The organism is Streptomyces mabaensis (genome assembly GCF_053763515.1).
In genome coordinates this window covers 21,257-45,694 of sequence record NZ_JBSOPZ010000003.1, presented here as the reverse complement: position 1 = coordinate 45,694, position 24,438 = coordinate 21,257, and the positions used below count along the sequence as shown (strand labels likewise).

General features: G+C 72.4%; 22 protein-coding genes and 2 tRNA genes. 17 read left to right on the top strand and 7 right to left on the bottom strand.

Features of this window, described 5'->3' with window-relative positions:
• The first annotated feature begins 210 nt into the window (after window positions 1-210).
• From ACWV17_RS03225 to ACWV17_RS03195, 7 genes are all read left to right on the top strand, one after another.
• Window positions 211-1,383, top strand: a complete 1,173-nt coding sequence (locus tag ACWV17_RS03225; RefSeq protein ID WP_455358389.1) for an acyl-CoA dehydrogenase family protein — start codon at window positions 211-213, stop codon at window positions 1,381-1,383.
• An 83-nt stretch (window positions 1,384-1,466) separates the two neighbouring features.
• The gene (locus tag ACWV17_RS03220) at window positions 1,467-2,333 is read left to right on the top strand and encodes a bifunctional MaoC family dehydratase N-terminal/OB-fold nucleic acid binding domain-containing protein (protein WP_455358549.1); all 867 of its coding nucleotides are present in this window, start codon (window positions 1,467-1,469) and stop codon (window positions 2,331-2,333) included.
• Between the two features lies 1 nt (window position 2,334).
• The gene (locus ACWV17_RS03215; protein WP_455358388.1) at window positions 2,335-3,429 is read left to right on the top strand and encodes an acyl-CoA dehydrogenase family protein; all 1,095 of its coding nucleotides are present in this window, start codon (window positions 2,335-2,337) and stop codon (window positions 3,427-3,429) included.
• Window positions 3,416-3,835 (top strand): MaoC family dehydratase, encoded by a 420-nt coding sequence (locus ACWV17_RS03210; protein WP_455358387.1) that lies wholly within the window; start codon window positions 3,416-3,418, stop codon window positions 3,833-3,835. The genes ACWV17_RS03215 and ACWV17_RS03210 overlap by 14 nt, the downstream gene beginning before the upstream one ends.
• A complete protein-coding gene (locus ACWV17_RS03205; protein WP_455358386.1) occupies window positions 3,832-4,998 on the top strand; it encodes a lipid-transfer protein in 1,167 nt (388 codons plus the stop codon). The genes ACWV17_RS03210 and ACWV17_RS03205 overlap by 4 nt, the downstream gene beginning before the upstream one ends.
• Window positions 4,999-5,231: 233 nt before the next feature.
• Window positions 5,232-5,777 carry a SigE family RNA polymerase sigma factor gene (locus tag ACWV17_RS03200; protein ID WP_455358385.1) on the top strand — a complete coding sequence of 182 codons (546 nt, stop codon included), beginning with the start codon at window positions 5,232-5,234 and terminating at the stop codon, window positions 5,775-5,777.
• A 162-nt stretch (window positions 5,778-5,939) separates the two neighbouring features.
• On the top strand, window positions 5,940-7,589 hold the full coding sequence (locus ACWV17_RS03195) for a long-chain fatty acid--CoA ligase (RefSeq protein ID WP_455358384.1): 1,650 nt from the start codon (window positions 5,940-5,942) through the stop codon (window positions 7,587-7,589).
• Between the two features lie 41 nt (window positions 7,590-7,630).
• On the opposite strand, the gene ACWV17_RS03190 is transcribed toward ACWV17_RS03195, so the two are convergent.
• The 3 genes from ACWV17_RS03190 to ACWV17_RS03180 all read right to left on the bottom strand — a co-directional run bounded on the left by ACWV17_RS03190 (window position 7,631) and on the right by ACWV17_RS03180 (window position 12,928).
• Window positions 7,631-8,251: an antibiotic biosynthesis monooxygenase gene (locus ACWV17_RS03190; protein ID WP_455353063.1), complete on the bottom strand. Its 621-nt coding sequence runs from the start codon at window positions 8,249-8,251 to the stop codon at window positions 7,631-7,633.
• 105 nt (window positions 8,252-8,356) lie between these two features.
• Window positions 8,357-12,316: a PAS domain-containing protein gene (locus ACWV17_RS03185; RefSeq protein WP_455358383.1), complete on the bottom strand. Its 3,960-nt coding sequence runs from the start codon at window positions 12,314-12,316 to the stop codon at window positions 8,357-8,359.
• 168 nt (window positions 12,317-12,484) lie between these two features.
• Window positions 12,485-12,928 (bottom strand): SSI family serine proteinase inhibitor, encoded by a 444-nt coding sequence (locus ACWV17_RS03180; RefSeq protein WP_455358382.1) that lies wholly within the window; start codon window positions 12,926-12,928, stop codon window positions 12,485-12,487.
• Between the two features lie 192 nt (window positions 12,929-13,120).
• Between ACWV17_RS03180 and ACWV17_RS03175 the strand changes: the two genes are divergently transcribed.
• The 9 genes from ACWV17_RS03175 to ACWV17_RS03135 all read left to right on the top strand — a co-directional run bounded on the left by ACWV17_RS03175 (window position 13,121) and on the right by ACWV17_RS03135 (window position 19,872).
• Window positions 13,121-13,211, top strand: a tRNA-Ser gene (locus ACWV17_RS03175).
• A gap of 232 nt (window positions 13,212-13,443) precedes the next feature.
• Window positions 13,444-13,516, top strand: a tRNA-Arg gene (locus ACWV17_RS03170).
• A 78-nt stretch (window positions 13,517-13,594) separates the two neighbouring features.
• Window positions 13,595-14,188 (top strand): DinB family protein, encoded by a 594-nt coding sequence (locus ACWV17_RS03165; RefSeq protein WP_455358381.1) that lies wholly within the window; start codon window positions 13,595-13,597, stop codon window positions 14,186-14,188.
• A gap of 182 nt (window positions 14,189-14,370) precedes the next feature.
• Window positions 14,371-15,252: a DUF2797 domain-containing protein gene (locus tag ACWV17_RS03160; protein WP_455358380.1), complete on the top strand. Its 882-nt coding sequence runs from the start codon at window positions 14,371-14,373 to the stop codon at window positions 15,250-15,252.
• Between the two features lie 173 nt (window positions 15,253-15,425).
• Complete coding sequence (locus tag ACWV17_RS03155) at window positions 15,426-15,770, top strand: antibiotic biosynthesis monooxygenase family protein (protein WP_455358379.1); 345 nt, start codon at window positions 15,426-15,428, stop codon at window positions 15,768-15,770.
• On the top strand, window positions 15,718-16,629 hold the full coding sequence (locus tag ACWV17_RS03150; RefSeq protein WP_455358378.1) for an amidohydrolase family protein: 912 nt from the start codon (window positions 15,718-15,720) through the stop codon (window positions 16,627-16,629). Before ACWV17_RS03155 ends, ACWV17_RS03150 begins: the two co-directional genes overlap by 53 nt.
• Before the next feature lie 87 nt (window positions 16,630-16,716).
• Window positions 16,717-17,469 carry a response regulator transcription factor gene (locus ACWV17_RS03145; protein ID WP_455358377.1) on the top strand — a complete coding sequence of 251 codons (753 nt, stop codon included), beginning with the start codon at window positions 16,717-16,719 and terminating at the stop codon, window positions 17,467-17,469.
• Window positions 17,470-17,552: 83 nt separating this feature from the next.
• Window positions 17,553-19,046 (top strand): MFS transporter, encoded by a 1,494-nt coding sequence (locus ACWV17_RS03140; RefSeq protein ID WP_455358376.1) that lies wholly within the window; start codon window positions 17,553-17,555, stop codon window positions 19,044-19,046.
• Between the two features lie 64 nt (window positions 19,047-19,110).
• Window positions 19,111-19,872, top strand: coding sequence for a TetR/AcrR family transcriptional regulator (locus ACWV17_RS03135; protein WP_455353076.1), 762 nt, complete (start codon window positions 19,111-19,113; stop codon window positions 19,870-19,872).
• Between the two features lie 185 nt (window positions 19,873-20,057).
• Here ACWV17_RS03135 and ACWV17_RS03130 read toward each other — a convergent pair whose 3' ends face one another.
• Together ACWV17_RS03130 and ACWV17_RS03125 are read right to left on the bottom strand one after the other, a co-directional pair.
• The gene (locus ACWV17_RS03130; RefSeq protein WP_455358375.1) at window positions 20,058-21,638 is read right to left on the bottom strand and encodes an MDR family MFS transporter; all 1,581 of its coding nucleotides are present in this window, start codon (window positions 21,636-21,638) and stop codon (window positions 20,058-20,060) included.
• Between the two features lie 66 nt (window positions 21,639-21,704).
• On the bottom strand, window positions 21,705-22,181 hold the full coding sequence (locus ACWV17_RS03125) for a MarR family winged helix-turn-helix transcriptional regulator (protein WP_455358374.1): 477 nt from the start codon (window positions 22,179-22,181) through the stop codon (window positions 21,705-21,707).
• A gap of 193 nt (window positions 22,182-22,374) precedes the next feature.
• On the opposite strand from ACWV17_RS03125, the gene ACWV17_RS03120 reads away from it, so the two are divergent.
• Window positions 22,375-22,581: a hypothetical protein gene (locus tag ACWV17_RS03120; RefSeq protein WP_455358373.1), complete on the top strand. Its 207-nt coding sequence runs from the start codon at window positions 22,375-22,377 to the stop codon at window positions 22,579-22,581.
• Between the two features lie 11 nt (window positions 22,582-22,592).
• Here ACWV17_RS03120 and ACWV17_RS03115 read toward each other — a convergent pair whose 3' ends face one another.
• Both ACWV17_RS03115 and ACWV17_RS03110 read right to left on the bottom strand, forming a co-directional pair.
• Entirely contained in the window at window positions 22,593-23,420 is an 828-nt protein-coding gene (locus ACWV17_RS03115; RefSeq protein ID WP_455358372.1) for a hypothetical protein, read from the bottom strand.
• A 92-nt stretch (window positions 23,421-23,512) separates the two neighbouring features.
• Window positions 23,513-24,361 (bottom strand): RNA polymerase sigma factor SigF, encoded by an 849-nt coding sequence (locus ACWV17_RS03110; RefSeq protein ID WP_455353081.1) that lies wholly within the window; start codon window positions 24,359-24,361, stop codon window positions 23,513-23,515.
• Between the last annotated feature and the right edge of the window lie 77 nt (window positions 24,362-24,438).

Below are 24,438 nucleotides of genomic sequence, written 5' to 3'. Positions count from 1 at the left end.
GGGGAGGGGCTGCAGCGAGGGTAGGCGCGCCGAGAGGCTGCCCGACTGCCTGCCTGGCTGAACGGATGACTGACTGCCTGTGCGACGGGACTCCGGTTCCGTCGCACAGGCAGTTGTGTTGTCGGCGACCTTGACAGTCGATCCATATCTGACGGACAGTCAGAAAACCTGAACCCCGAACCTGATCCGTATGTCCGGGAGGCCGTCGCCGTGCACCTCGCTCCGACCGAGCGCCAGTTGCGGCTGCGCGCCGAACTGCGCTCGTACTTCCGGGACGTCATGCCGAGGGAGAGCGTCGTGGACGCCGCACAACAGCGTGCGCTGCTGCGGCGGATCGGCGCCGACGGCATGCTCGGACTGGGCTGGCCCGTCGAGTACGGCGGTCAAGGACGCGGCGCGGACGAACAGTTCGTCTTCTTCGACGAGGCGTACCGGGCCGGCGCCCCGGTGTCGATGGTCACCCTCAACACCGTCGGTCCGACCCTGATGAAGTACGGAACGGACGAGCAGAAGGACTTCTTCCTGCCGCGCATCCTGCGCGGAGAGATCGTCTTCGCCATCGGCTACAGCGAGCCCGAGGCCGGCACCGACCTCGCGTCGCTGCGCACCCGGGCCGTCCGCGAGGGCGGCTCATGGCTGATCGAGGGCCAGAAGAGCTTCACCAGCAACGCGCAGAACGCCGACTGGATCTGGCTCGCCTGCCGTACGGATCCGCAGGCCCCCAAGCACCGGGGCATCTCGATCATCCTGGTCCCGACCGACACGCCCGGCTTTTCGTGGACCCCGGTCGAAACGGTGGGCGGGCAGACGACCACGACCACGTACTACGACGCGATACGCGTGCCCGCCGGGAATCTGGTGGGCGAGGAGAACGGCGGCTGGGGCCTGATCACCAACCAGCTCAACCACGAGCGGGTGGCGCTCGCGGCGATCGGGATGCAGGCCGAGGACTTCTACGCGGCGGCGCTGCACCACGCGCGCACCCCCGACCCGGTGACCGGGGAGCGCCCGGCCGGCCGGCCCTGGGTGCGGGCGCGGCTGGCCGAGGCGCATGCCCGGCTGGCTGCGGTACGGCTGCTCAACTGGCGCCTGGTCGGGGACGTCGGGGCGGGCACGCTCGCGCCCGGTGACGCGAGTGGCGTCAAGTTCCTGGGAACCGAGACCGCCGTCGCGGTGTATCGAATGTGCCAGGACATCGCGGGAGACGCGGGGCTGATCCGCGCGGGATCGCCGGGGACCTTCGGGGACGGTGAGCTCGCGGACGGGGAGCTGGAGCGGATGAACCGGGCAGCGCAGATCAACACGTTCGGGGGCGGGGTGAGCGAGGTGCAGCGGGAGATCGTCGCGACGATGCGGCTCGGAATGCGGAGGGGACGGCGGTGAGCGGTCGTGGGGTCGGGGACGGGAACAGGGTCGGGGTCGGCGACGCGGAGGCGGGCGCGGGCGGCGACGGGCTCTACGTACGGCTGAAGGCGTACGAGGGGCGGGCCGCCGTTGCTTCCGGGGTGGGCAAGGACGCGGTCAACGAGCCGATGATCAGGCACTGGTGCGAGGCGATGGGGGACACCAACCCGGCCTATCCGCGGATCGCGCCGCCCACGATGCTGCAGGCCTGGACGATGGGCGGGCTCTCGGGGCACACGGACCGCTCGCCGGCGTACGACGAGCTGTTCGGTCTGCTCGACGGCGCCGGGTACACGTCGGTGGTCGCGACCGACTGCGATCAGGAGTATCTGAAACCCCTGCGCCCGGGGGACCGGATCACCTTCGACGCGGTCATCGAGTCGGTCTCGGCGCGCAAGACGACCAAGCTCGGGACCGGCCACTTCATCACGACGCGGATGGACGTACGGGCGAACGGGGAGCCGGCCGGGACGCACCGCTTCCGGATCCTCAAGTACGCACCCGCGCGGCACAAACCTCGGGAACCTCGGGCCAAGCGGCCACGGCCGGTGATCAACCGGGACAACGCCGGGTTCTGGGAGGCAGTCGCCGAGCACGAACTGCTCATCCAGCGGTGCGGCGCCTGCGGAACCCTTCGCTTTCCCTGGCTGCCGGGGTGCAACGCGTGCGGTGCGCAGGAGTGGGACACGATCGGGGCGAGCGGCGCCGGGACGGTCTACTCGTACGTCGTCATGCATCACCCGCCCTTCCCGGCGTTCGACCCGCCGTACGCGGTCGGCCTGATCGAACTCGCCGAGGGCGTCCGGATGGTCAGCAACGTGATCGGGGTGCCGTACGACAAGGTGCGGATCGGGATGCGCGTACAACTCGAATTCCTCCGCGTGGACGACGAGTTGGAGCTGCCGGTCTTCCGTGGAAGCGGGGCCTGACATGGACTTCACGCCCTCGGAGGAGCAGCGGGCCGCGCAGGAGCTGGCGGCGCGGATCTTCGGCGACCTCTCCACCCACGAGCGGTTGACCGCCGCCGGGACCGCCACGGACGGCGAGCTGTGGAAGGCGCTGTGCGCGGCGGGACTGACAGCGGCGGCCGAGGACATCGGGCTGCTCGGCCTCGTGCTGGTCCTGGAGGAGCAGGGCCGGACGACGGCGCAGGTGCCTCTCGCCGCGACCTGCGTGTACGGCCTGCTGGCGGTCGCCGCGCACGGTACGGACGAGCAGCGCGCGCGGTTGCTGCCCGCGCTGCGGGACGGCAGCGCCGTGGCCACCGGGGCGTTCCCGGCCCGGGGCGCCGCAGTACGGGCGGACGGCGCGGGGAGACTTGCCGGCGTCGTGCCCGTCGTGCCATGGCTGCGGGTTGCCACCCATGTGCTGATACCGGATGCCGGCCGGGCGCTGTGGCTCGTACGGACGGCGGACGACGCGGTGACGGTCGAGCCGGTGGAGACCACCGCGCCCTGGGCGGCGGGGCGGCTCACCCTCTCGGGAGCACCGGCCGAACGGCTCGGCGAGAGCGGGAGCGAGAGCGAGAACCGGAGCGGGCTCGATCCGGATCCCGGGCCCGGTGCGTACGCGGCCGTGCTGGCCACCGCCCGTACGGCCTTCGCCGGGCTGCAGGCGGGGGTGTGCGCCGGCTCGCTCGCCCGGGCCGTCACGCACACCTCCACCCGCGAGCAGTTCGGGCGCCCGCTCAGCACCAACCAGGGCGTGATGCTGCGGGCCGCCGACGCGTACATGGACACCGAGGCGGTACGCGTCACGGCGTACGAAGCGGCCTGGCGGCTGGACGCCGGGCTGGACGCGGCCGCCGAAGCGCTGACCGCCGGCTGGTGGGCGTCCGAGGCCGGAACGCGGGTGGTGCACGCCGGGCAGCATCTGCACGGCGGGACCGGGGCCGACCTGGACCACCCCGTCCACCGGCACTTCCTGTGGGGGAGGCAGTTGGCCGCGTATCTCGGATGCGGCGCGGAACTCCTTGCCGAACTGGGCCAGTTGCTTGCAAAGGAGCCTGAGCATGAGAGCCGGTGACACGCTCCCGCCGCTCACCATCCCCATCACCCGCACGCTGATCGTCGCGGGGGCCGTCGCCTCCCGGGACTACCAGGACGTGCACCACGACACCGAGGCGGCCAAGGAGAAGGGGTCCCCGGACATCTTCATGAACATCCTCACCACCAACGGGCTCGTCGGCCGGTACATCACCGACCACTTCGGCCCGGAAGCCGTGCTCCGCAAGGTGGCGATCCGGCTCGGCGCACCCAACCACCCGGGCGACACGATGGTGCTGACCGGCACCATCACGGCCGTGGAGCCGGACGGTACGGCGGAGGTGCGGGTGGTCGGGGCCAACGGGACCGGGCAGCACGTGACCGGCACCGTGACCGTCGCCGTCCCCGCGGCGGAGACCGTCCCCGCGGCGGAGGAGGCCGGATGAGCGGGCGTGCCGCGGACACGCTGGGCGGCCGGGCGGCCATCGTCGGCATCGGCGCGACCGCCTTCTCCAAGGAATCCGGGCGCAGTGAACTGGCGCTCGCGGTCGAGGCCGTGCAGGCCGCGCTGGCCGACGCCGGGCTCGGTCCCGCCGACGTCGACGGCATGGTCACGTTCACGATGGACACCAGCCCCGAGATCACGGTCGCCCAGGCGGCCGGGATCGGGGAGCTGTCCTTCTTCTCCCGCGTCCACTACGGCGGCGGGGCGGCCTGCGCGACCGTGCAGCAGGCGGCCCTCGCCGTCGCGAGCGGGGTCGCCGAGGTCGTCGTCTGCTATCGGGCGTTCAACGAGCGCTCGGGCAGGCGGTTCGGCTCGGGCGTCCAGCACCGGGAGCCGTCCGCGGAGGGCGCGGCGCTGGGCTGGTCGCTGCCGTTCGGGCTGCTCACCCCGGCTTCCTGGGTCGCCATGGCCGCCCAGCGCTATCTGCACACGTACAACCTGGCGCCGGAGGTCTTCGGCCACGTCGCCGTCACCGGCCGCCGTCATGCCGCGCGGAACCCGGCCGCGTACTTCTACGAGAGGCCCATCACGCTCGCCGACCACGCCGCCTCGCGCTGGATCGCCGAGCCACTGCGGCTGCTCGACTGCTGTCAGGAGACGGATGGCGGCCAGGCGATCGTGGTCACCAGCGTGGAGCGGGCCAGGGATCTGCCGCACCCGCCCGCCGTGATCCTGGCCGCCGCGCAGGGGGCCGGGCGCGGACAGGAGCAGATGACCAGCTTCTACCGGGACGATCTCGCCGGGCTGCCCGAGACCGGCGTGGTCGCCCGCCGGCTCTGGCGTACGTCCGGGCTCACGCCGTCCGACATCGACGTGGGGATCCTGTACGACCACTTCACCCCGTTCGTGCTGATGCAGCTGGAGGAGTTCGGGTTCTGCGGCCGGGGGGAGGGTGCCGGGTTCGTCGCCGAGGACGCGCTGCCGCTGAACACGCACGGCGGGCAGCTCGGCGAGGCGTACCTGCACGGGATGAACGGCATCGCGGAAGCGGTCAGACAACTGCGCGGCACGTCGGTGAACCAGATACCGGGCGCCGCCCGCACCCTGGTGACCGCGGGCGCCGGCGTCCCCACCTCCGGCCTGATCCTGGGCGCGACCCCGTGAGCCGACGCCCGCGGCCCCTCATGAGCCCTGACCCGAGACGCCACGCGCAGCCCCGGCGGCAGCCGGGACCGCACCGCTTCGCCGGGGCGGTCCCGGGGCCGACCCCTATGCGCCGGGCCCGCTCCTCCACCTTCAGGAGGTGAGGCCCGCACCCCTCCTACAACCTGAGGGGGACACCGCTTCGGGACCTGGGGCCGATCCGCGGTGGTAGTACCCGCTCCTAGCGTGGACCCATGACCACGCCAGTCTGCACCAGCGCATCCAAGGCCTCGACGCACGCATCCGCGTACCCGTCGTTCGCCTCGTACGTACGGGCCCGGGGCCCCGTGCTCCTGCGCACCGCCCGCTCGCTCACGGCGAACCCGTGCGACGCCGAAGACCTGCTGCAGACCGCGCTCACCAAGACGTATGTCGCGTGGGAGCGGATCGAGGACCACCGCGCGCTCGACGGCTATGTCCGCCGGGCCCTGCTGAACACCCGCACCTCCCAGTGGCGCAAGCGCAAGGTCGACGAGTTCGCCTGCGACGAGCTCCCGGAGCCGGAGGCCGTACCGGCGGCCGATCCCGCCGAGCAGCAGGCGCTGCGCGACGCGATGTGGCGCGCGGTGATGAAGCTGCCCGACCGCCAGCGCGCCATGGTGGTGCTGCGGTACTACGAAGACCTGAGCGAGGCGCAGACCGCCGAGGTGCTCGGTGTGTCCGTCGGTACGGTCAAGAGCGCGGTCTCGCGCGCCCTCGGCAAGCTCCGCGAGGACCCGGAACTCTCGCCCGTCCGCTGAGGCATCCGCTGAAGCGCGCGCCCGTCCGCCGAGTCGCCGCAGGTCTTTCTACTCCCGGGTAGTGACATACCGCGTGGTATGTGAGCAGAATCTGCACACCACCACTGCCACGGGGGTCCGGGGGGTGTCCCCGGAATACCGCGCGCCCACCGGGAGGACGCCGTGCTGAGCACCATGCAGGACGTACCACTGACCGTCACCCGCATCCTTCACCACGGGATGACGATCCACGGACGGTCCCAGGTCACCACCTGGACCGGCGAGAGCGAGCCGCAGCGCCGCAGCTTCGCCGAGATCGGCGACCGCGCCACCCGGCTCGCGAACGCCCTGCGCGACGAACTCGGCGTCGTCGGCGACGAGCGCGTGGCGACCCTGATGTGGAACAACGCCGAGCACGTCGAGGCGTACTTCGCGATCCCGTCCATGGGCGCCGTCCTGCACACCCTCAACCTGCGGCTGCCCCCGGAGCAGCTCGTCTGGATCGTCAACCACGCGGCCGACCGCGTCGTGATCGCGAACGGCAGCCTGCTGCCGCTGCTCGCCCCGCTGCTTCCGCACCTCCCGACCGTCGAGCACGTGATCGTCTCGGGCCCCGGCGACCGCTCGCTCCTCGACGGCGCCGCGCCGCAGGTGCACGAGTACGAGGAACTGATCGCGGGCCGCCCCACCACCTTCGACTGGCCCGAGCTGGACGAGCGCCAGGCCGCCGCCATGTGCTACACCTCCGGCACCACCGGCGACCCCAAGGGCGTCGTCTACTCCCACCGCTCCATCTACCTGCACTCCATGCAGGTCAACATGGCCGAGTCGATGGGGCTGACGGAGCAGGACACCACCCTCGTGGTCGTCCCCCAGTTCCATGTCAACGCCTGGGGCCTGCCCCACGCCACCTTCATGACGGGCATCAACATGCTGATGCCCGACCGGTTCCTGCAGCCCGGGCCGCTCGCCGAGATGATCGAGCGCGAGCAGCCCTCGCACGCCGCCGCCGTCCCCACCATCTGGCAGGGCCTGCTCGCCGAGCTCGCGGCCACCCCTCGCGACATCTCCTCGATGACGCAGGTCACCATCGGCGGCGCGGCCTGTCCGCCCTCGCTGATGGAGGCGTACGACAAGCTGGGCGTACGGCTGTGCCACGCCTGGGGCATGACGGAGACCTCCCCGCTCGGCACCATGGCCCACCCGCCGGCCGGCCTGACCGCCGAGGAGGAGTGGCCGTACCGCGTGACGCAGGGCCGCTTCCCGGCCGGCGTCGAGGCCCGGCTGGTCGGCCCCGGCGGCGAGATCCTGGCCTGGGACGGCGAGTCGGCGGGCGAGCTGGAGGTACGCGGCGCGTGGATCGCGGGCGCGTACTACGGCGGCGCGGGCGGTGAGTCGTTCCGGCCGGAGGACAAGTTCAGCGCGGACGGCTGGCTGAAGACCGGCGACGTCGGCGTGATCAGCCACGACGGCTTCCTGACCCTCACCGACCGGGCGAAGGACGTCATCAAGTCCGGTGGCGAATGGATCTCCAGCGTCGAGCTCGAGAACGCCCTGATGGCGCACCCGGAGGTGGCCGAGGCCGCGGTCGTCGCCGTCCCCGACGAGAAGTGGGGCGAGCGCCCCCTCGCGACGGTGGTGCTGAAGGACGGCGCCACCGCCGACTACGAGTCCCTGAAGCTCTTCCTCGGCGAGTCCGTCGCGAAGTGGCAGCTGCCGGAGCGCTGGGCGATCATCCCGGCCGTACCGAAGACGAGCGTCGGCAAGTTCGACAAGAAGGTGATCCGCAAGCAGTACGCGGACGGCGATCTGGACGTCACCACCCTCGGCTGAGCGTCGGTGGACCCTCGGCTGAGCGGAGGTGACCGCCGGCCTCAGCCGGTGAGCCAGCGGCGCAGCAGCCTGCTCACACCAGGCATGGCCACGTAGGTCATCAGCACACTGAACAGCACGGTGAACACCGCCGTGCGCGCCACCAGCGGAAGCACCGAGAGGTACGGCCCGAGCACCGCGTTGCCCAGCAGCGAGATCGGGAAGATGGCCAGCCCCGAGCTGATCGCCATCTTCCAGCGGGGTGGCGCGGGCCGGGTCGTACCCGGCTTGGCGAACCAGGTCTCCATGCCGGTCAGTTCGCGCCGCGCTATCTCGGTGTGGCGGTGCCCCTCGCAGTTCGCGAACCACTCGGCCCGCTCCGGGGAGTCCTGCCAGCGGCGGTACGCGGCCGAGTCCCGGAAGCGGTGCACCAGGAACCACGGGGCCCCGTCCGTCGCGGGCCGGAACAGCCCGTGCCCGAGGTGCCCCGGGAAGGCCGCGGCGGCGTCCAGGATGCCCCGGGCCCACTTCTCGAAGGCGTCCTCGAATCCCGGCTCGACCTGGCGGGCGAAGAGCAGGGTCACCTCGCCGTTGTCGGCGGGTACGGTCGCGTGCTCGGGGTCCCGGGCGGGCTTCCGGGCGGGCTTCCGGGCAGGGTCCCCGGCGGGGTTCACAGTGGTCACGGAGCTGCTCCTGTACGGGTCTTGCGTCGCGCGCCACCCGTCAGCCTACGTGCCCCACCCGGGCGGTCCGATTCGTCCCCCTACTTCGTCCCCTACTTCGTCCCGCTAATTCGTCCCGATCTTGGCGAGCAGATCGACGATCCGGCCCTGGACCTCGGCGCTCGTGGAACGCTCCGCGAGGAAAAGCACCGTCTCCCCGGAGGAGAGCCGGGGCAGTTCGCTCCGGTCGATGTCCACCGAGGTGTAGACGACCAACGGAGTGCGGTTCAACTGGCCGTTCGCGCGCAGCCAGTCGACGATTCCGGCGCGGCGGCGGCGTACCTGCATCAGGTCCATCACCACCAGGTTCGGCCGCATCTGCGTGGCGAGCGTGACCGCGTCCGCGTCGGCGCCCGCGTGGGCGACCTGCATCCCGCGGCGTTCCAGGGTGGCGGTCAGCGCGAGCGCGATCTCCTCGTGCTCCTCGATCAACAGCACGCGCGACGGGTGCTGTTCACTGTCCCGCGGCGCGAGCGCCTTCAGGAGTACGGCCGGGTCGGCGCCGTACGCGGCCTCGCGGGTCGCCTGCCCGAGCCCGGCCGTCACGAGCACCGGGACCTCGGCCGCGACCGCGGCCTGGCGCAGCGACTGCAGCGCGGTACGGGTGATCGGGCCGGTCAGCGGATCGACGAACAGCGCGGCCGGGAAGGCGGCGATCTGGGCGTCGACCTCCTCGCGGGAGTGCACGATCACCGGGCGGTAGCCGCGGTCGCTCAGCGCCTGCTGGGTGGTGACGTCGGGCGCGGGCCAGACCAGCAGCCGGCGCGGGTTGTCGAGCGGCTCGGGGGGCAGTTCGTCGTCCACCGGCTGCGGGTGCGGCCGGTTGGCCACCTCCACGGCGCCGTTGGGACCGTCCAGCGGCTCCGGGCCCTCGGCGGCGCCCGCGTCGGGTGCGCCTATCGCGTACGCACGTCCCTCGGCCGGGGCGGACAGCCGCTGCTGCGGGGGCTGCGGCTGCCGGCGGCCCGCGGCGGCGGGTTCCAGCTCGGCGCCCTGCTGTCCCTGGTCCTCCTGCGGCGGCGCGGCGAGTTTGCGCCGCCGCCCGGAGCCGCCGGAGGTCTGGTTCTGCTGCTGGGCGATCTGCTGGGCGAACGGCATGCCCTGCCCCAGGGTGCGCACGCTGATCGCGCGCCCCTGCGACGCGTCGGCGCCGGGGGGCGGGTTCTCCTCGGGCAGCGGCTGCGCGGCCTCCGGTGCGGTACGGGCGCCGGGGACCTGGCCCCGGGCCCGCGCGGCGGTGGGCTCACCGGGCGCGGGCCACGCCTGTGCTCCCGGCACGGGCCAGTTCTGCCCGGACGCGTCGGGCCCGCCCACGGCGTCCCGGCCGGCTGCCGGCGCGTGCGGGGCGTCCGCCGCGGTCGGTGCCGGCGCGGGTGGGGAGTCCGCCGCGGTCGGGGCGTTCGGTGCGCTCGGTGGGACCGGATGCGGCGGCTGCGGCGTACCCGGTGTCGTTGCTGGGACGCCGGGCGCGCGGGGTTCCGGTGCTTGGGGCGTACCCGACGCGGTGCCGGGGGCCGGTGCCTGAGGGACACCTGCCGCGCCCGGGGCCGCCGCTGTCCCTGCCGGCCCTGCGGACGCTGCCGGGCCCTGCGACGGGTCGGCGGCGAGCGCCGCCAGGCCCTGGCCGGAGGTCGCGTCCGTACGGGCCCGGCGGCGTCCGGTCGGCGCCGGATGCGGCTGCGGCGGAGTGTGATCGTCCCCGGGTACGCCCCTTACGGCGTCGTGCCGCCCGGGCAGCGAAGCATCCGCCTCCCCGGCGGTCGGCGGCGTGCGGTCGGCGTCGGCCGGCGGCAACGCGAACGGGCTGCGCTCCGGCGCGGTGCCCAGCGCTCGCCGGGCTCGCCGTCCGGTCGGCTGCGGCTCTGCCTCGGCGGCCGGAGGCGCGGCGGGGAGCGCGAGGGCGTTCTCGGGCGCCCCCTCGGGGCGCCGGGCGCGGCGGCCGGTCGGCGCGGGCATGCCCTGGGGCGGTACGGTCTGGCCGAGCTGGGCCCGCCCGTGGTCGCGCGCCCCCTCGGCGGCGGTCACCACGGCGCCCTCGTGCGCCGCCGCCTGTTGCTCCACCGGGCTCGGCCGGCCCCGCCGCCGGCCGGTGCCGCCGGCTGTATGTGCACCGCCGCGCCGGCCCGCGTCCGGGTCACCGCTGCCGCCGACGGGCCCGTTGTCCTGGCCGCCACCGGTGCCACCGGCAGGTCCACCCACGGCCCGCGCACCACCCGTCGCAGCGGCCTGTCCGCCACCCGCGCCACCGGCGTTGCCGTCCATGGGCGTGCTACCAAGCGCACTGGCGTGTCCGCCACCCGCACCACTGGCGTTGCCGCCAGCGGGCGCGCCACCGATGCTCCCGGCGGCCTCGCCGCCGTTCCGTGTCGGCACCAGCTCCGGGCCGCCCGCGCCGGACGGCGAAACCGCCTCCCCGACGCCGGACGGCGAAACCGCCTCCGGTGCGTCCAGGAACGCGTCCACGGAGGACCGCCGTGCCCGCCGTCCCGTCGGCCCCGCCACCGGCCCGGCGACCGGCTCCGGCTCAGCCTCGGGCTCCGGATCCGGCAGGGTGACCGTCCCCGCACCCGCGCCGAGCGGCACGTCCAGTACGTACGCACTGCCCGTCATCCCCGGCACCTCGTGCGTCTGCAGCACCCCGCCGTGCGCGCGGACGATCCCGCGCACGATCGGCTCGTGCACCGGGTCTCCCCCGGCGTACGGCCCGCGCACCTCGATCCGTACGACCTCACCGCGCTGCGCCGCCGCGACGACGATCGTCGAGTCCATGTACCCGCCGCCGTCCGCGGCCACCGGCGCCTTGCCGGTCGAGTCGACCCCGGCCACGTCCGCGATCAGATGCGCCAGCGCCGTGGCGATCCGGTCCGCGTCGACCTCGGCCTCGATCGTCGGCGCGTGTACGGCGAACTGCGCGCGCCCCGGGCCGATCAGCTCGACCGCACCGTCGACACCGGCCGCCACGACCCCGTCGAGCAGCACCTTCTTCTTGTTCAGCTTCTCCGCGCCCGAGTCGAGCCGCTGGTAGCCGATGACGTTGTCGACGAGCGTGGTCATCCGGGCGTAGCCGGCGGCCAGATGGTGCAGCAGCTGGTTCGCCTCGGGCCACAGCTGCCCGGCGTCGTCCGCCGCCAGCGTGGCCAGTTCGCCCCGCAGCTCCTCCAGCGGACCGCGCAGCGCGTCGCCGAGTACCGCCAGCAGCTGCGCGTGCCGCGCCGCCAGCGCGTCGTACGGCCGCCGGTCGGTGAAGGTCATCACGGCGCCGACGAGCTGGTCGCCGTCCCGGACCGGTGAGGTCGTCAGGTCGACGGACACCGGCTGTCCGTTCTTCGCCCACAGCACCTGCCCACGCACCCGGTGCTTGCGCCCGGAGCGGAGCGTGTCCGCGAGCGGCGACTCCTCGAACGGGAACGGCGTGCCGTCCGGCCGCGAGTGGACCGCCAGCGGATGCAGCTCCTGGTTGCCCAGGTCGCTCGCCCGGTAGCCGAGGATCTGCGCGGCGGCCGGATTGGCCAGCACGACCCGTCCCTCGGTGTCCGTACCGATGACACCCTCCGCGGCGGCGCGCAGGATCATCTCGGTCTGCCGCTGCGAACGGGCCAGCTCGGCCTCGGTGTCGACGGTTCCCGACAGATCGCGCACGACGAGCATCAGCAGCTCGTCGCCCGTGTAGCCATGGGTGTCGGTGTACGCGTCCCGGCCGTCCTCCAGGTTCGCGCTGGTGACCTCGACCGGGAACTCGGTTCCGTCCGTGCGCCGGGCGATCATCCGGGTGGGCTTGGTGCGTCCCTGGTCGTCCGTGTTGTCCGGGCGGCGCATGGACCCCGGAATCAGCTTCGAGTCGAAGCTGGGCAGCAGGTCGAGCAGCCCGCGCCCGACCAGGCCGGTACCCGGGGACTCGAAGGTCTCGAGGGCGATGGTGTTGGCGTTGACGACCGTGCCGTTGCAGTTGACGAGCAGCAAGGCATCGGGGAGGGCGTCAAGTATGGCTGCGAGGCGAGCAGCGCCTCGGGATGGCCTGCTGCTCACAACAACGCTTCCTCCCTGACAACTGCATCTTCCGGACAGCGGGCCCCATCTTGCTCCTCGGGGCCCGGCATGTCACTGGAGGGAGTCTAAGGGCAGCGGTTGCGCACGCGACGGCGGATGAGGGGCACCTCTCACCGAATCCGCCCGCGGGGCGCACACCGTGCCTGGTCAGGACCTCGCGCTCGGAAGCACGGGCTCCATGGCATTCCAGCGGGAGACGCCGCAGCCGTTCTTCCGGTCGAACGTGGCATCGACCTGCCGGCCCTGCCAGGTGCCGAAGACACGGGCCGTGGCGGGCCCGCCGTACATCTGGGTGCACATCTCGCCCGGCGACGCCGGCGCGAACGGGTCCGTGCCCTCCTCGGCCAGCTCCTCGAGCCGGTCGCAGGCGCGCTGCGCCTCGGGGTGCGTGCCGCCAGCCGGTCCGCACCGCAGCTCGTACGTCCCGTCCGCCTTCGGGTTCCCGGTCTCGTCGACGGTCACGGTCAGCCGGTCCGGCGTGTGCAGGAGCGGCAGGGGCAGCGGCAGGGGTCCGGCCGCCCAGGCGGCGGACGGCGCTGCGGACAGCGCGGCGACGGAGGCGACGGCGGTGAGTGCGAGGCGGCGCAGCATTGCGGCTCCAGGTCAGCGGACGAGGGGCGCGGCGCGCCCCGTACCCTTAACGCTCCACCGGCGGCGACGTTGCGCAAACGGAAGATGCTTTGCTCTGCCGGGTGCGGGGCTAGTACCGTGGGGGTGCGATTGGTGACCGGCCGCCGGGCTGTGTCATCATCTGCACGCACCACTCGCGCTGGCGCGGGTGCTGGAGGCGTCGCCTAGTCCGGTCTATGGCGCCGCACTGCTAATGCGGTTTGGGCCTTAAAGCCCATCGAGGGTTCAAATCCCTCCGCCTCCGCGTGTTGATCACTGAAGCCCCGGTCCTCGGACCGGGGCTTCAGTCGTTCGAGTGATCGCACCCCCGCCCGCACCCCACACCCCAAGCGCCGCCCACAGGACTGCCGCAGGCCGCATTTCGGGGTGTTTTCGCAGGTCAGCATGGGTGCGGCTAATGGATTTCGCCTCACGCCGCAGGTCATGTAATGTTGTTCCCGCAACGCCGACCGGGCAGAAAAAGCCGGGGAAGCCAAGCACTCGTAGCTTAACGGATAGAGCATCTGACTACGGATCAGAAGGTTGCAGGTTCGAATCCTGCCGAGTGCACACAGGTGAGAGCCCCGCTGGATTACTCCAGCGGGGCTCTTGCGTTGTCCGGACGAGGCATTGGCGAGAGGAGCCCGGATGTTCGATCTCAAAGAGGAACTGCATCGCAAGCTGCAAGCCGGCAGGGAGGGGCTGCTGGCCAAGCTGGAGGGCTTGAGCGAGTACGACCTGCGCCGGCCCATCACACCGACCGGCACCAACCTGCTCGGCCTCGTCAAGCACCTGGCCGGCGTGGAGTACGAGTACCTCGGCGCGTCGTTCAAGCGGACCCCGCCGGAGACGATGTCGTGGAACGAGGACGGTTCGATCTGGGACGGCGCCGACATGTGGGCGAAGGCCGACGAGTCCAGCGCGTACCTGATCGGGCTCTACAAGCGGGCCTGCGAGCACGGCGATCGGACCATCGCGGCACTGGACCTCGAGACCCCCGGGTGGGTGGCTCACTGGCCGGAGGGCAGGCGGGACACGACCTTGGGTGTGCTGCTCGTTCGGATGGTGGCCGAGACCGCCCAGCATGCCGGACATGCGGACGTCGTCCGCGAGCTCATCGACGGCCGCTGCGGTCCTGATCACGACGATCTCGGGGACGAGGCGTGGTGGCGGGAGTACGTCGCCTCGATCCAGGCGGCTGCGGACTCCTTCGTGACAGGCGGGCACACCGACCAGCCGTAGCGGGTCCCCCGGACATCGCCCGGGGGGCTTCTTCGCGCTGCGCTAGGTTTGCGCCGCATGAAGGTGCAGAGAGTCGTGCCCGGACTGGTGGCCGGGGGACGCCCGGACGCCGCTCCAGACGAGTACGAAGTGAGCGTGGTCGGGGCCGACTGGTGCTGAGCGGCGGATGGCAGTGTCTTGGCATGCGGTGGTCCGCCGGCGGGCCCGGGCTCGTGTGGCACCGGCCCGAACGGGGCGAGCGGGTGAGCCCGTTCGCGTACGGGAGGGAGCTGGGCTTCCGGGCCGAGGGGGAGCGCCACTGCGTCGGGGTGTGGCGGGCCGGGCGGCGCACCGGCTGCCCGGTGGGCGCCGTGGTGGCGGGAGGCAGCGGGAGTGCCCAGTGCGGCGAGTGCGCCCGGCTCGACCGGTCGTTCTCGGTGGCCGCCGATACGAACGCCGGTGATCCGCGCCCGTACTCCGTGTACCTGGCCTGGTTCGGGCCCGGCATGGTCAAGGTCGGGATCACCGCGGTGGAGCGGGGCCCGGTGCGGCTGCTGGAGCAGGGCGCCGTGGCGTTCACGTGGCTCGGCCGGGGGCCGCTGATGGCGGCCCGGCGGACGGAGGAGCTGCTGCGGACGGCGCTGGGGGTGCCGGACCGGATTCCGTACGCGCGGAAGCGGTCGGTGCGTGCCACCCTGCCGCCGCGGGAGACGCGGGCGGCGGAGGTGGCCGGGCTGTATGCGCGGGCGGTGGCGCTGGCGGGATGGCCGGAGTCGCTGGAGCGAGCGGAGTGCGAAGTGGTGGACCACGCCCGGGCGTTCGGGCTGGACGGCCTGGAGCCGGTAACCGCTGTGGTCGCGGAGCTGGTCAGCGGCGGCGTGGTCGCGGGCCGGCTGGTGGCGGCCGCCGGCCCCGATCTGCATCTGGCCGGCGGGCTGGTGGTGGACACCCGGCTGATGAGCGGCTGGCGGCTGGCGGGGGTGGACCCGGGGGTGGAGCCGGGGGCAGCGACCGCGACGGTTCCGGTGCGCCCGGTCCGCCCCGTGCCGGCGCCGGACGGCGAGACGCAGGACGGGCTCTTCTGACGGGACCGCGGTGGCGGCCGCCCCCGGAAGCGGCCGCCCCGGGCTGGCCCCCGGCGAAGGTCAAGTGTTGGATCCCTTTTGGATCCCGTACGGCAATGAGGCTGGACAGCGGGCCTTGCCGCGCCCGAGGGTAGGTGGCTGTTGCACCCGTTTCCGTGTCGTGGGGGAGAGCCATGAGTCAGCGCCCTGTGCCGCCGTTCGAACCGCCGTACTACTCGGTGGTCTTCACCTCGCTCCGCAAGGAGGAGGACAACGGCTACGCCGAGACCGCGCAGCGGATGGCGGAGCTGGTCAAGCAGCAGCCCGGCTACCTGGGTTACGAGTCGGCCCGGACCCCGGGCGGGCTGAGCATCACCGTCGGGTACTTCAGGGACGAGCAGTCGATCCAGGGCTGGCAGCGGAACCTGGAGCACCAGGCGGCGCAGAAGCGCGGCCGGGCCGAGTGGTACGAGAGCTACTCGGTCCATGTCGCCAAGGTCGAACGGAGTTACGGGTTTGACGCACCAGACGCAAGCTGACGCGGTCGTCCGGTTCTGGCAGCGGCTCGGACTGCCGGGGCTGGTCGACGTACACACGCACTTCATGCCGGAGCGTGTGCTGGCGAAGGTGTGGGACTACTTCGACGCGGTCGGGCCGCTGACCGGGATGGAGTGGCCCATCACCTACCGCCACGAGGAGGACGAACGCGTCGCGCTGCTGCGGCAGTTCGGCGTGCGGGCGTTCACGGCCATGCTCTACCCGCACAAGGCGGGCATGGCGGCCTGGCTGAACGGCTGGGCGGCAGAGTTCGCCGCGCGTACGCCCGACTGCCTGCACACCGCGACACTCTTCCCGGAGGAGGGCGTGGAGACGTACGTACGCGAGGCCGTCGAAGCCGGGGCGCGGGTCTTCAAGTCGCATCTCCAGGTCGGTGCGTACGACGCGAACGACGCGCTGCTCGACCCGGTGTGGGGGCTGCTCGCCGAGGCCGGCATCCCGGTCGTGATGCACTGCGGCTCGGGCCCGGCGCCCGGCAAGCACACCGGCCCCGAACCGGTGGGCCGGCTGCTGGCCCGGCATCCACGGCTGCGGCTGGTGGTGGCCCATATGGGGATGCCGGAGTACACCGACTTCCTGGCACTGGCCGAGCGGTACGGGGAGGTCCGGCTGGACACGACGATGGCCTTCACCGACTTCGCGGAGCGGCTCAGCCCCTTTCCGGTGCCGGAGCGGGCGCGGCTGGCGGCACTCGGGGACCGGATCCTGCTGGGGACGGACTTCCCGAACATCCCCTATACGTACCTCCACCAGCTGGAGGCGCTGGAGCGGCTGGAACTCGGCGACGACTGGCTGCGGGCGGTCTGCCACGAGAACGGGGCGCGGCTGTTCGGGCTGTAGCGGCCCGGCCGCTGCACCTCCGCTTTCTCAGGGAATTCACAGACGGGGGAAAGGGGCTTCTCAGGGCTCGCGCCCAGGGTGGGGAGCATGACCACGATCTCGCCCCATGCGCCCACCGAATCCCTCCGGCCCGGCGGCGGTCCCGTCCGGGTGCTCGTCGTGGACGACGAGGCCTCCCTCGCCGAGCTGCTGGCCCTGACCCTGCGCTACGAGGGCTGGGACGTGCGCAGCGTCGGCGACGGCGGCGCAGCGGTGCGTACGGCGCGGGACTTCCGGCCCGACGCGGTCGTCCTCGGCATGGCGCTGCCGGACATGGACGGGCTCGCCGCGCTCGGCCGGCTGCGCCGGGAGCTGCCCGGCGTCCCCGTGCTGCTGCTCACCGCGAAGGACTCGGCCGAGGAGCGGATCTCGGGGCTCACGGCGGGCGGTGACGACTGCGTCACCAAGCCGTTCAGCCTGGAGGAGGTCGTGGCGCGGCTGCGTGGGCTGATCCGCCGGTCCGGCCCGGCCACGGCCGCCGTACGCGGTGAGTCGCTGCTGGTGGTGGGGGACCTGACCCTCGACGAGGACAGTCACGAGGTGACGAGGGGCGGCGTCGGCATCCACCTCACCGCGACCGAGTTCGAGCTGCTGCGCTATCTGATGCGCAACCCGCGGCGGGTGCTCAGCAAGGCGCAGATCCTGGACCGCGTGTGGTCGTACGACTTCGTGGGCCAGGCGAATGTCGTCGAGCTCTACATCTCGTATCTGCGCCGGAAGATCGATGCCGGGCGGCCGCCGATGATCCACACCCGTCGCGGGGCGGGCTACCTGATCAAGCCGGGGGAGCAGGGGGAGTAAGCGGGCGGGTATTTGTTGTACGGCGTATGGGAGACTCCTCTACGGTGTAGAGGAACTGACCCCGCGCCGCACCAGGAGCCCGTATGACGGCGACGACCGCCGAGACCGCGACCGCCCCGCAGGGGCACCCGCAGCGCTGGCTGATCCTCGGCGTCATCTGCCTCGCCCAGCTCACCGTGCTGCTCGACAACACCGTCCTCAACGTCGCGATCCCCTCCCTCACCCAGGAGCTGGGCGCGTCGACCGCCGACATCCAGTGGATGATCAACGCCTATTCACTGGTGCAGTCGGGCCTGCTGCTCACCGCCGGCAGCGCCGCCGACCGCTACGGCCGCAAGAAGATGCTCGTCACCGGCCTCGCCCTCTTCGGCGCCGGATCCCTGGTCGCCGGACTCGCCGGATCCACCGGACAGCTGATCGCCGCCCGCGCCGGGATGGGCATCGGCGGCGCGGTGCTGCTGACGACCACCCTCGCCGTCGCGATGCAGGTCTTCACCCCCGACGAGCACCCCAGGATGATCGGCGTCTGGAGCGCGGTGAACGCCCTCGGCTTCGCCACCGGGCCCCTGGTCGGCGGCGTGATGCTCGACCACTTCTGGTGGGGCGCCATCTTCCTGGTCAACCTGCCGGTAGTGGCCCTCGGGCTGCTCGCGGCGGTGGTCCTCGTGCCCGAGTCCAAGGACCCGGCCGGCGACCGCCCCGACCTGCTCGGTGCGCTGCTGTCCACCATCGGGATGACCTCGGTGGTGTACGCGATCATCTCCGGCCCGGAGCACGGCTGGGCCTCGGGGCGCGTCGTCCTGCCGGCCGTCGTGGGCGCGGTGGTCCTCGGCGCCTTCGCGTACTGGGAGAGCCGTATCCCGTACCCCATGCTCGACCTGCACTTCTTCCGCAACAGCCGGTTCACCGGCGCGGTCGCGGGCGCGGTGCTCATCACCTTCGGTATGGGCGGGGCGCTGTTCCTGCTCACCCAGCACCTCCAGTTCGTCCTCGGCTACGGGCCGTTGGAAGCCGGGCTGCGTACCGCGCCGCTCGCCCTCACCGTGGTGGCCCTCAACTTCACGGGAATCGCGGCGCGTTGGACCAAGCGGCTCGGCATGCCGGTGTCCATCGCCCTCGGCATGGCGCTGCTCTCCGCCGGACTCGCCGCCGTCGCGGTCCTGTCGTCCGGTGGATACGGCGGCGCGCTGCTCGGCCTGGTCCTGATGGGCGTCGGCTGCGCGGTCGCCAACCCGGCCATGGCGTACGCGATCATGAGCGCGATCCCGCCGGAGAAGGCCGGGGTCGGCGCGGGCATCAACGGCACCCTCGCCGAGTTCGGCAACGGCCTCGGGGTCGCGGTCCTGGGCGCGGTGCTGAACTCCCGCTTCGCCGCGCTCGTACCCGTGGCCGTGGGCACGGCGTCGCTGCCGGCCGCGCTCGCGGCGGCGGACGGCGACGCGGAACGGCAGCGCATCACGGACGCCTTCGCCTCCGGCGTCGAGACCAGCCAGCTGGTGGGCGCGGCCGCCGTACTCGCGGGCGGGCTGCTGGCCGCGGTGCTGTTGCACCGCGCCGAGCGGGCAGACTCACGGTAGCGACGCCCTAGCATCGGGGGCAGGGCGGACCGTGGAACTCCGGACCGGACAAGGAGGGTGCGCCATGGCGACTGCGGCCGATCGCGCGAAGAGTCTCGCGCGGACCAGCGTATGGCTGGAGGGCAAGGCGGCCCCCAGACGCCGGACCGAGCAGCCCGCGGGCCTCGACCGCGGCAAGATCACCGCGGCGACCGTCCGGCTGCTCGACGCGGAGGGGCTGGCCAAGTTCTCCATGCGCCGGCTCGCCGCGGAACTCGGGGTCACGGCGATGTCCGTCTACTGGTACGTCGACACCAAGGACGACCTCCTGGAACTGGCCCTGGACGCGGTCATGGGCGAGGTGGCGCTCCCGGCGGAGGGCGACGACGCCGACTGGCGCGACCAGTTGCGCGCCCTGGCCACCGAGTACCGGCACCTCCTCGTACGGCATCCATGGGTGTCCCCGCTCATCGGCGAGTACCTCAACGTCGGCCCGCACGCGATGGCCTTCGTGACCGCCGTCCAGCGCATCATGCGCAGGACGGGCCTGCCGCTGCACGGCCAGACGGGCGCGCTCGCCGCGGTCTTCCAGTTCGTGTACGGCTTCGGCGCGGTGGAGGGCCGCTTCGCGCGGCGCTGCGCGGAGGCGGGAGTCGGCCAGGACGACTTCTTCCGCCGGGTGATGGGCACGATCGGCGAACAGCCCGGCCTGCGCGAGACGTTCCAGGAGTCGGCCGACCTGATGGAGGCGCGCGGCGGCGACACGGTGGAGGAGATGCGGGAGCGGGACTTCCGCTTCGCCCTGGACCTGCTGATCGCGGGCATCGAGGCCAAGCGCGAGCGTTAGCGCCGACGCTAGGGGGTGTCGTCAAAGTAGCGCCGTCCGCCCGAAGGGCGGGACCCGCGGCGTCTGGTGCGGTGCATCGCAAGGCGGAGGATCATCCTCGTACTGGACGTACTTGGATGACTCCGACAACGCAGCGAGGTGCCGTGCCAGGCGCCGCGGGTCAGGCGGGACTTTGACGACACCCCCTAGCGGGGACGCGCGGCCGCCGTCTCCGCGTCGCGCGCCGCCCCGTCCCTTATGGCCTCGGTCAGAGCGGGGACGCCGCCCGGCTTGGTGCTGAGCGCGACCTCCCTGATGAAGAGGGTCAGCAGGAACGCGAGCAGCGCGGTCGGCGTCGCGTACAGGAACACGTCCCCGACGCCGTGCCCGTACGCGCTCTCGATCACCGTCCGGAGCGGCGGCGGCAGCTGGTCCAGGTCCGGGATGGTTCCGTCGGCCGGCCCGCCGTGCCCCGCCGCCGCGCCCCGCGGGCCGAGGGCGGCCAGCCCGTCCCGGACGTAGTGGGTGACCCGGTTACCGAGCACCGCGCCCAGCGCCGAGACGCCGATCGCACCGCCGAGCGAGCGGAAGAAGGTGACGACCGAGCTGGCCGCACCGAGGTCCTCGGGAGCCACCTGGTTCTGGGTGGCCAGCACCAGGTTCTGCATCATCATGCCGATGCCGAGGCCCATGACCGCCATGTAGAGCGCGATGTGCCAGTACGCGGTGTCGTACCGCATCGTCCCCAGCAGCCCGAGGCCCGCCGTGACCAGCGCGCCGCCCGCCACCAGCCACGCCTTCCACCGGCCGGTCCGGGTGATGACCAGGCCGGAGACCGTCGAGGAGACAAAGAGCCCGCCGATCATGGGGATGGTCATGACGCCGGACATGGTCGGCGACTCGCCGCGGGCCAGCTGGAAGTACTGGCTGAAGAACACCGTGCCCGCGAACATCGCGACACCGACGAAGAGCGACGCCAGCGAGGCGAGGGTGATCGTCTTGTTCCGGAAGAGCCGCAGCGGGATGATCGGCTCGGCCGCGCGCGACTCGACGTACACGAAGACCAGGCCGAGCAGCACCGAGCCGCCGACCATGGCGTACGTCTGCCAGGAGACCCAGTCGTACGAGTCGCCGGCCAGGGTCACCCAGATCAGCAGCAGCGAGACCGCGGCACTGATGAAGAACGCGCCGGCCCAGTCGACCTTGACGTCCCGCTTCACGACCGGAAGCTTCAGCGTCTTCTGCAGCACGATCAGCGCGATGACGGCGAACGGCACCCCGACGTAGAAGCACCAGCGCCAGCCCAGCCGGTCGGTGTCGGTGATGACCCCGCCGAGCAGCGGACCGCCGACGGTGGCGACGGCGAACACCGCGCCGAGGTAACCGCTGTACCGGCCGCGCTCGCGCGGGGAGATCATCGCGGCCATCACGATCTGGGCGAGGGCGGAGAGTCCGCCGACGCCGATGCCCTGGACCACGCGGCAGGCGATCAGCATGCCGGTGTTCTGCGAGAGGCCGGCGACGACCGATCCCAGCACGTAGATCACCAGGGATATCTGGACCAGCAACTTCTTGCTGAACAGGTCGGCGAGCTTGCCCCAGAGCGGGGTCGTGGCGGTCATCGACAGCAGCGCCGCGGTGACGACCCAGGTGTACGCGGACTGGCCGCCGCCGAGGTCGGAGATGATCTCCGGGAGGGCGTTGGAGACGATCGTCGAGGAGAGGATCGCGACGAACATGCCGAGCATCAGCCCGGACAGCGCCTCCATGATCTGCCGGTGAGTCATCGGCGAGTTCCTTGTCTTTGCTGTCTTCGCTGCGTGTGCTGCGTGCGCTGTCTGTGCTGTGCGTGCTTACGGGTGGCGCGGGGGTACGGGGGCGTCCGGGGCGCGTGCGCCGGGCGCGCGGCCGGAGAAGCTGCTGCGCAGGCGCGCGAGCATCACGTTCAGCCGGCCGACCTCGTCATCGGTCCAGTCGTCGAGGGCGTGGGCGAGCGCGTCCGTGTAGCGCTCGGCGAGCTCGTCGAGCAGTGCCTTGCCGGCCGGGGTCAGCCGCAGGATGCGCGAGCGCCGGTCGCCGGGGTCGGTGGACCGTTCGATCCAGCCGCGCTCCGCGACGTGGGCGACGTGCCTGCTGGTGACCGACATGTCGACGGCTAGAAGTTCGGCCAGCCGGCTCATCCGCATCTCGCCGTGCCGGTCGAGCAGGTGCAGGACCGCGGCCGAGCCGGCCGGACATGCGGCGGGCAGCAGTCGGGAGAGGCCGCGCTTCACGGCTCCGACTGCGCTGAGCTGCCGGACCAGTTCGGCGTACTGGCTCTGTGCGGCCATGCTCGCGTCCTCCGTCACCCATGTTGTTGCTTAGGGCAACCATAGAATCCGTTGGTTGCTACAGGCAAACTAAAAGGGGCTGCTGGGAGTAAAGGAACCCAAAAGGCTTGGCCTGTGCCGGGTCAACCGCCCCGGCGGCCGGGCGCGACCCGGGGGTTGGGCCCGGCTCCCCGGTTCGCTAGGGTCCTGCCCCATGGCACCTAACCCCCACGCCCCCCAAGGCCCCGAGGGTACCCACGACCCCGCGGGCAGCACCCAGATGTTCCGCGCCTTCGTCGACGAGGGTGAGCCGCAGCGCCCGCAGGCGGCGGCGCAGGCCGGCCCGCGCGTCGGCCTGATCCTCGGTGTCGCCGCCGTGGTGGCGGCACTCGCCGCGGTGGCCTGGCTCGCGCTGAGCTGACCCGGACGGAACTACTTCCAGTCGGCGGAGACGTCCCGCGTCTCGACGTGCATGCCCAGCGGCACCCGCCAGGCGTCCACGCAGACGCTGTACGTCTTCGTCGTCCGCGCCCCCGCCGCGATCGGCGCGGGGAGCGGCTGGGCGGATTCGACGGTGTCCCAGTCGGTCCCGAGCAGCCCGATGATGTGCGTCCCGAAGCTGACCGTGCCCGAACGCACCGGTGAGCCACCGGTGTTGCGGAACTCCACGGTCACCTGCTCGCACCACCGCCGGTCCGCCCCCGCGCGCACCGGTGCCCCGAGGGTCAGTACGGCAGGCCGGGCCGGCTCGGCGGGCCTGGCCGGCGGGGTGGTGCCGGGTGCCGTCGGGGCGGTGCCGCCGCCAACCGACCCACCGCCCGTACCGCCGGACGTACCGCTTCCCGCGCCCCCGGAGATACCACCGGGCGCCCCACCGCCCGTACTGCCACCTGTGCCTAGGCCGCCCGTGCCGACGCCGCCCGTACCGCCTCCTGGCGGGGCAAGCGTACCGGACGGGTCCGCCGGGCTGCCGGTCGGCGCGCCCGCCGACGCGGTCGAGGACTCCGGCCCGGGGCCAGACGCGGGCCCCGGCGCGGGCGGCCGCGACGTCGAAGACGTGAGGTTGCCGTCCAGCGGCATCAGCTCGACCTCGCCCGTGGGCGGTACGGCCCGCGTGGGCGCGCCCTCGGGCCCGGCACCCGCGAGGAAACCGTCCCGCCCGTCACCGCCCCAGCCGACCGCCAGCCCGCCCAGGCACAGGGCGGCCGCGGAGGCCCCGATCGCCACACCGCGGCGGCCGTTCACCGATAGACGTCGCATCGCGCCAGTGTGGCTGACACACCGTCAACGCGGAAGCGAGTCGCCAGAACTGAGGCAGGCACTCCGGAAGGTACTCCGGCAGGACCGGCCGGTCAGTCCGCGATCAGCCCCTCCCTGAGCTGCGCGAGGGTCCGGGTCAGCAGCCGCGAGACGTGCATCTGCGAGATGCCGACCTCCTCGCCGATCTGCGACTGGGTCATGTTCGCGAAGAAGCGGAGCATGATGATCTGCCGCTCGCGCGGAGGGAGTTTGGCCAGCAGCGGCTTGAGGGACTCGCGGTACTCGACGCCCTCCAGTGCCGTGTCCTCGTACCCCAGCCGGTCCGCCAGCGAACCCTCGCCGCCGTCGTCCTCGGGCGAGGGCGAGTCGAGCGAGGACGCCGTGTAGGCGTTGCCCACCGCCAGGCCGTCGACGACGTCCTCCTCCGAGACGCCCAGGACCGCGGCGAGTTCGGGGACGGTCGGCGACCGGTCCAGCTTCTGGGCGAGCTCGTCGCTCGCCTTGGTCAGCGCGAGCCGCAGCTCCTGGAGCCGGCGCGGCACCCGCACCGACCACGAGGTGTCGCGGAAGAAGCGCTTGATCTCGCCCACGACGGTCGGCATGGCGAACGTCGGGAACTCCACGCCGCGTTCGCAGTCGAAGCGGTCGATCGCCTTGATCAGGCCGATGGTGCCGACCTGGACGATGTCCTCCATCGGCTCGTTCCGGCTGCGGAAGCGGGCGGCGGCGTACCGCACCAGCGGGAGGTTGAGCTCGATGAGCGTGTCTCGTACGTAGGCCCGCTCCGGGCTGTCCGTCCCTTCCGCGTCCAGTACGCGAAGCCGCAGGAACAGGGAGCGGGACAGGGTGCGGGTGTCGATGGCTTCCGAGCTGGTGCGGAGCACGTCGGGTGCGCTCTTCGTGAGCGTGAGCACCTTCGAGCTGCCCTGTTCTACGGACATGCCACCCCCTTGAGGTCGCGGAACGGAAGCGGCGGACGCTCCCGTTGGAGGAACGCAGCCTCCACCTGAATACCGGA

What these genes read in the sequence shown, in the direction of transcription:
- ACWV17_RS03120 (WP_455358373.1), top strand. Translation starts at nt 22,375, where the DNA reads ATGGCACCTAACCCCCACGCCCCCCAAGGCCCCGAGGGTACCCACGAC.
- ACWV17_RS03160 (WP_455358380.1), top strand. Translation starts at nt 14,371, where the DNA reads ATGCGGTGGTCCGCCGGCGGGCCCGGGCTCGTGTGGCACCGGCCCGAA.
- ACWV17_RS03165 (WP_455358381.1), top strand. Translation starts at nt 13,595, where the DNA reads ATGTTCGATCTCAAAGAGGAACTGCATCGCAAGCTGCAAGCCGGCAGG.
- ACWV17_RS03140 (WP_455358376.1), top strand. Translation starts at nt 17,553, where the DNA reads ATGACGGCGACGACCGCCGAGACCGCGACCGCCCCGCAGGGGCACCCG.
- ACWV17_RS03155 (WP_455358379.1), top strand. Translation starts at nt 15,426, where the DNA reads ATGAGTCAGCGCCCTGTGCCGCCGTTCGAACCGCCGTACTACTCGGTG.
- ACWV17_RS03180 (WP_455358382.1), bottom strand. Translation starts at nt 12,928, where the DNA reads ATGCTGCGCCGCCTCGCACTCACCGCCGTCGCCTCCGTCGCCGCGCTG.
- ACWV17_RS03205 (WP_455358386.1), top strand. Translation starts at nt 3,832, where the DNA reads ATGAGCGGGCGTGCCGCGGACACGCTGGGCGGCCGGGCGGCCATCGTC.
- ACWV17_RS03210 (WP_455358387.1), top strand. Translation starts at nt 3,416, where the DNA reads ATGAGAGCCGGTGACACGCTCCCGCCGCTCACCATCCCCATCACCCGC.
- ACWV17_RS03110 (WP_455353081.1), bottom strand. Translation starts at nt 24,361, where the DNA reads ATGTCCGTAGAACAGGGCAGCTCGAAGGTGCTCACGCTCACGAAGAGC.
- ACWV17_RS03135 (WP_455353076.1), top strand. Translation starts at nt 19,111, where the DNA reads ATGGCGACTGCGGCCGATCGCGCGAAGAGTCTCGCGCGGACCAGCGTA.
- ACWV17_RS03130 (WP_455358375.1), bottom strand. Translation starts at nt 21,638, where the DNA reads ATGACTCACCGGCAGATCATGGAGGCGCTGTCCGGGCTGATGCTCGGC.
- ACWV17_RS03145 (WP_455358377.1), top strand. Translation starts at nt 16,717, where the DNA reads ATGACCACGATCTCGCCCCATGCGCCCACCGAATCCCTCCGGCCCGGC.
- ACWV17_RS03150 (WP_455358378.1), top strand. Translation starts at nt 15,718, where the DNA reads ATGTCGCCAAGGTCGAACGGAGTTACGGGTTTGACGCACCAGACGCAA.
- ACWV17_RS03115 (WP_455358372.1), bottom strand. Translation starts at nt 23,420, where the DNA reads ATGCGACGTCTATCGGTGAACGGCCGCCGCGGTGTGGCGATCGGGGCC.
- ACWV17_RS03215 (WP_455358388.1), top strand. Translation starts at nt 2,335, where the DNA reads ATGGACTTCACGCCCTCGGAGGAGCAGCGGGCCGCGCAGGAGCTGGCG.
- ACWV17_RS03200 (WP_455358385.1), top strand. Translation starts at nt 5,232, where the DNA reads ATGACCACGCCAGTCTGCACCAGCGCATCCAAGGCCTCGACGCACGCA.
- ACWV17_RS03125 (WP_455358374.1), bottom strand. Translation starts at nt 22,181, where the DNA reads ATGGCCGCACAGAGCCAGTACGCCGAACTGGTCCGGCAGCTCAGCGCA.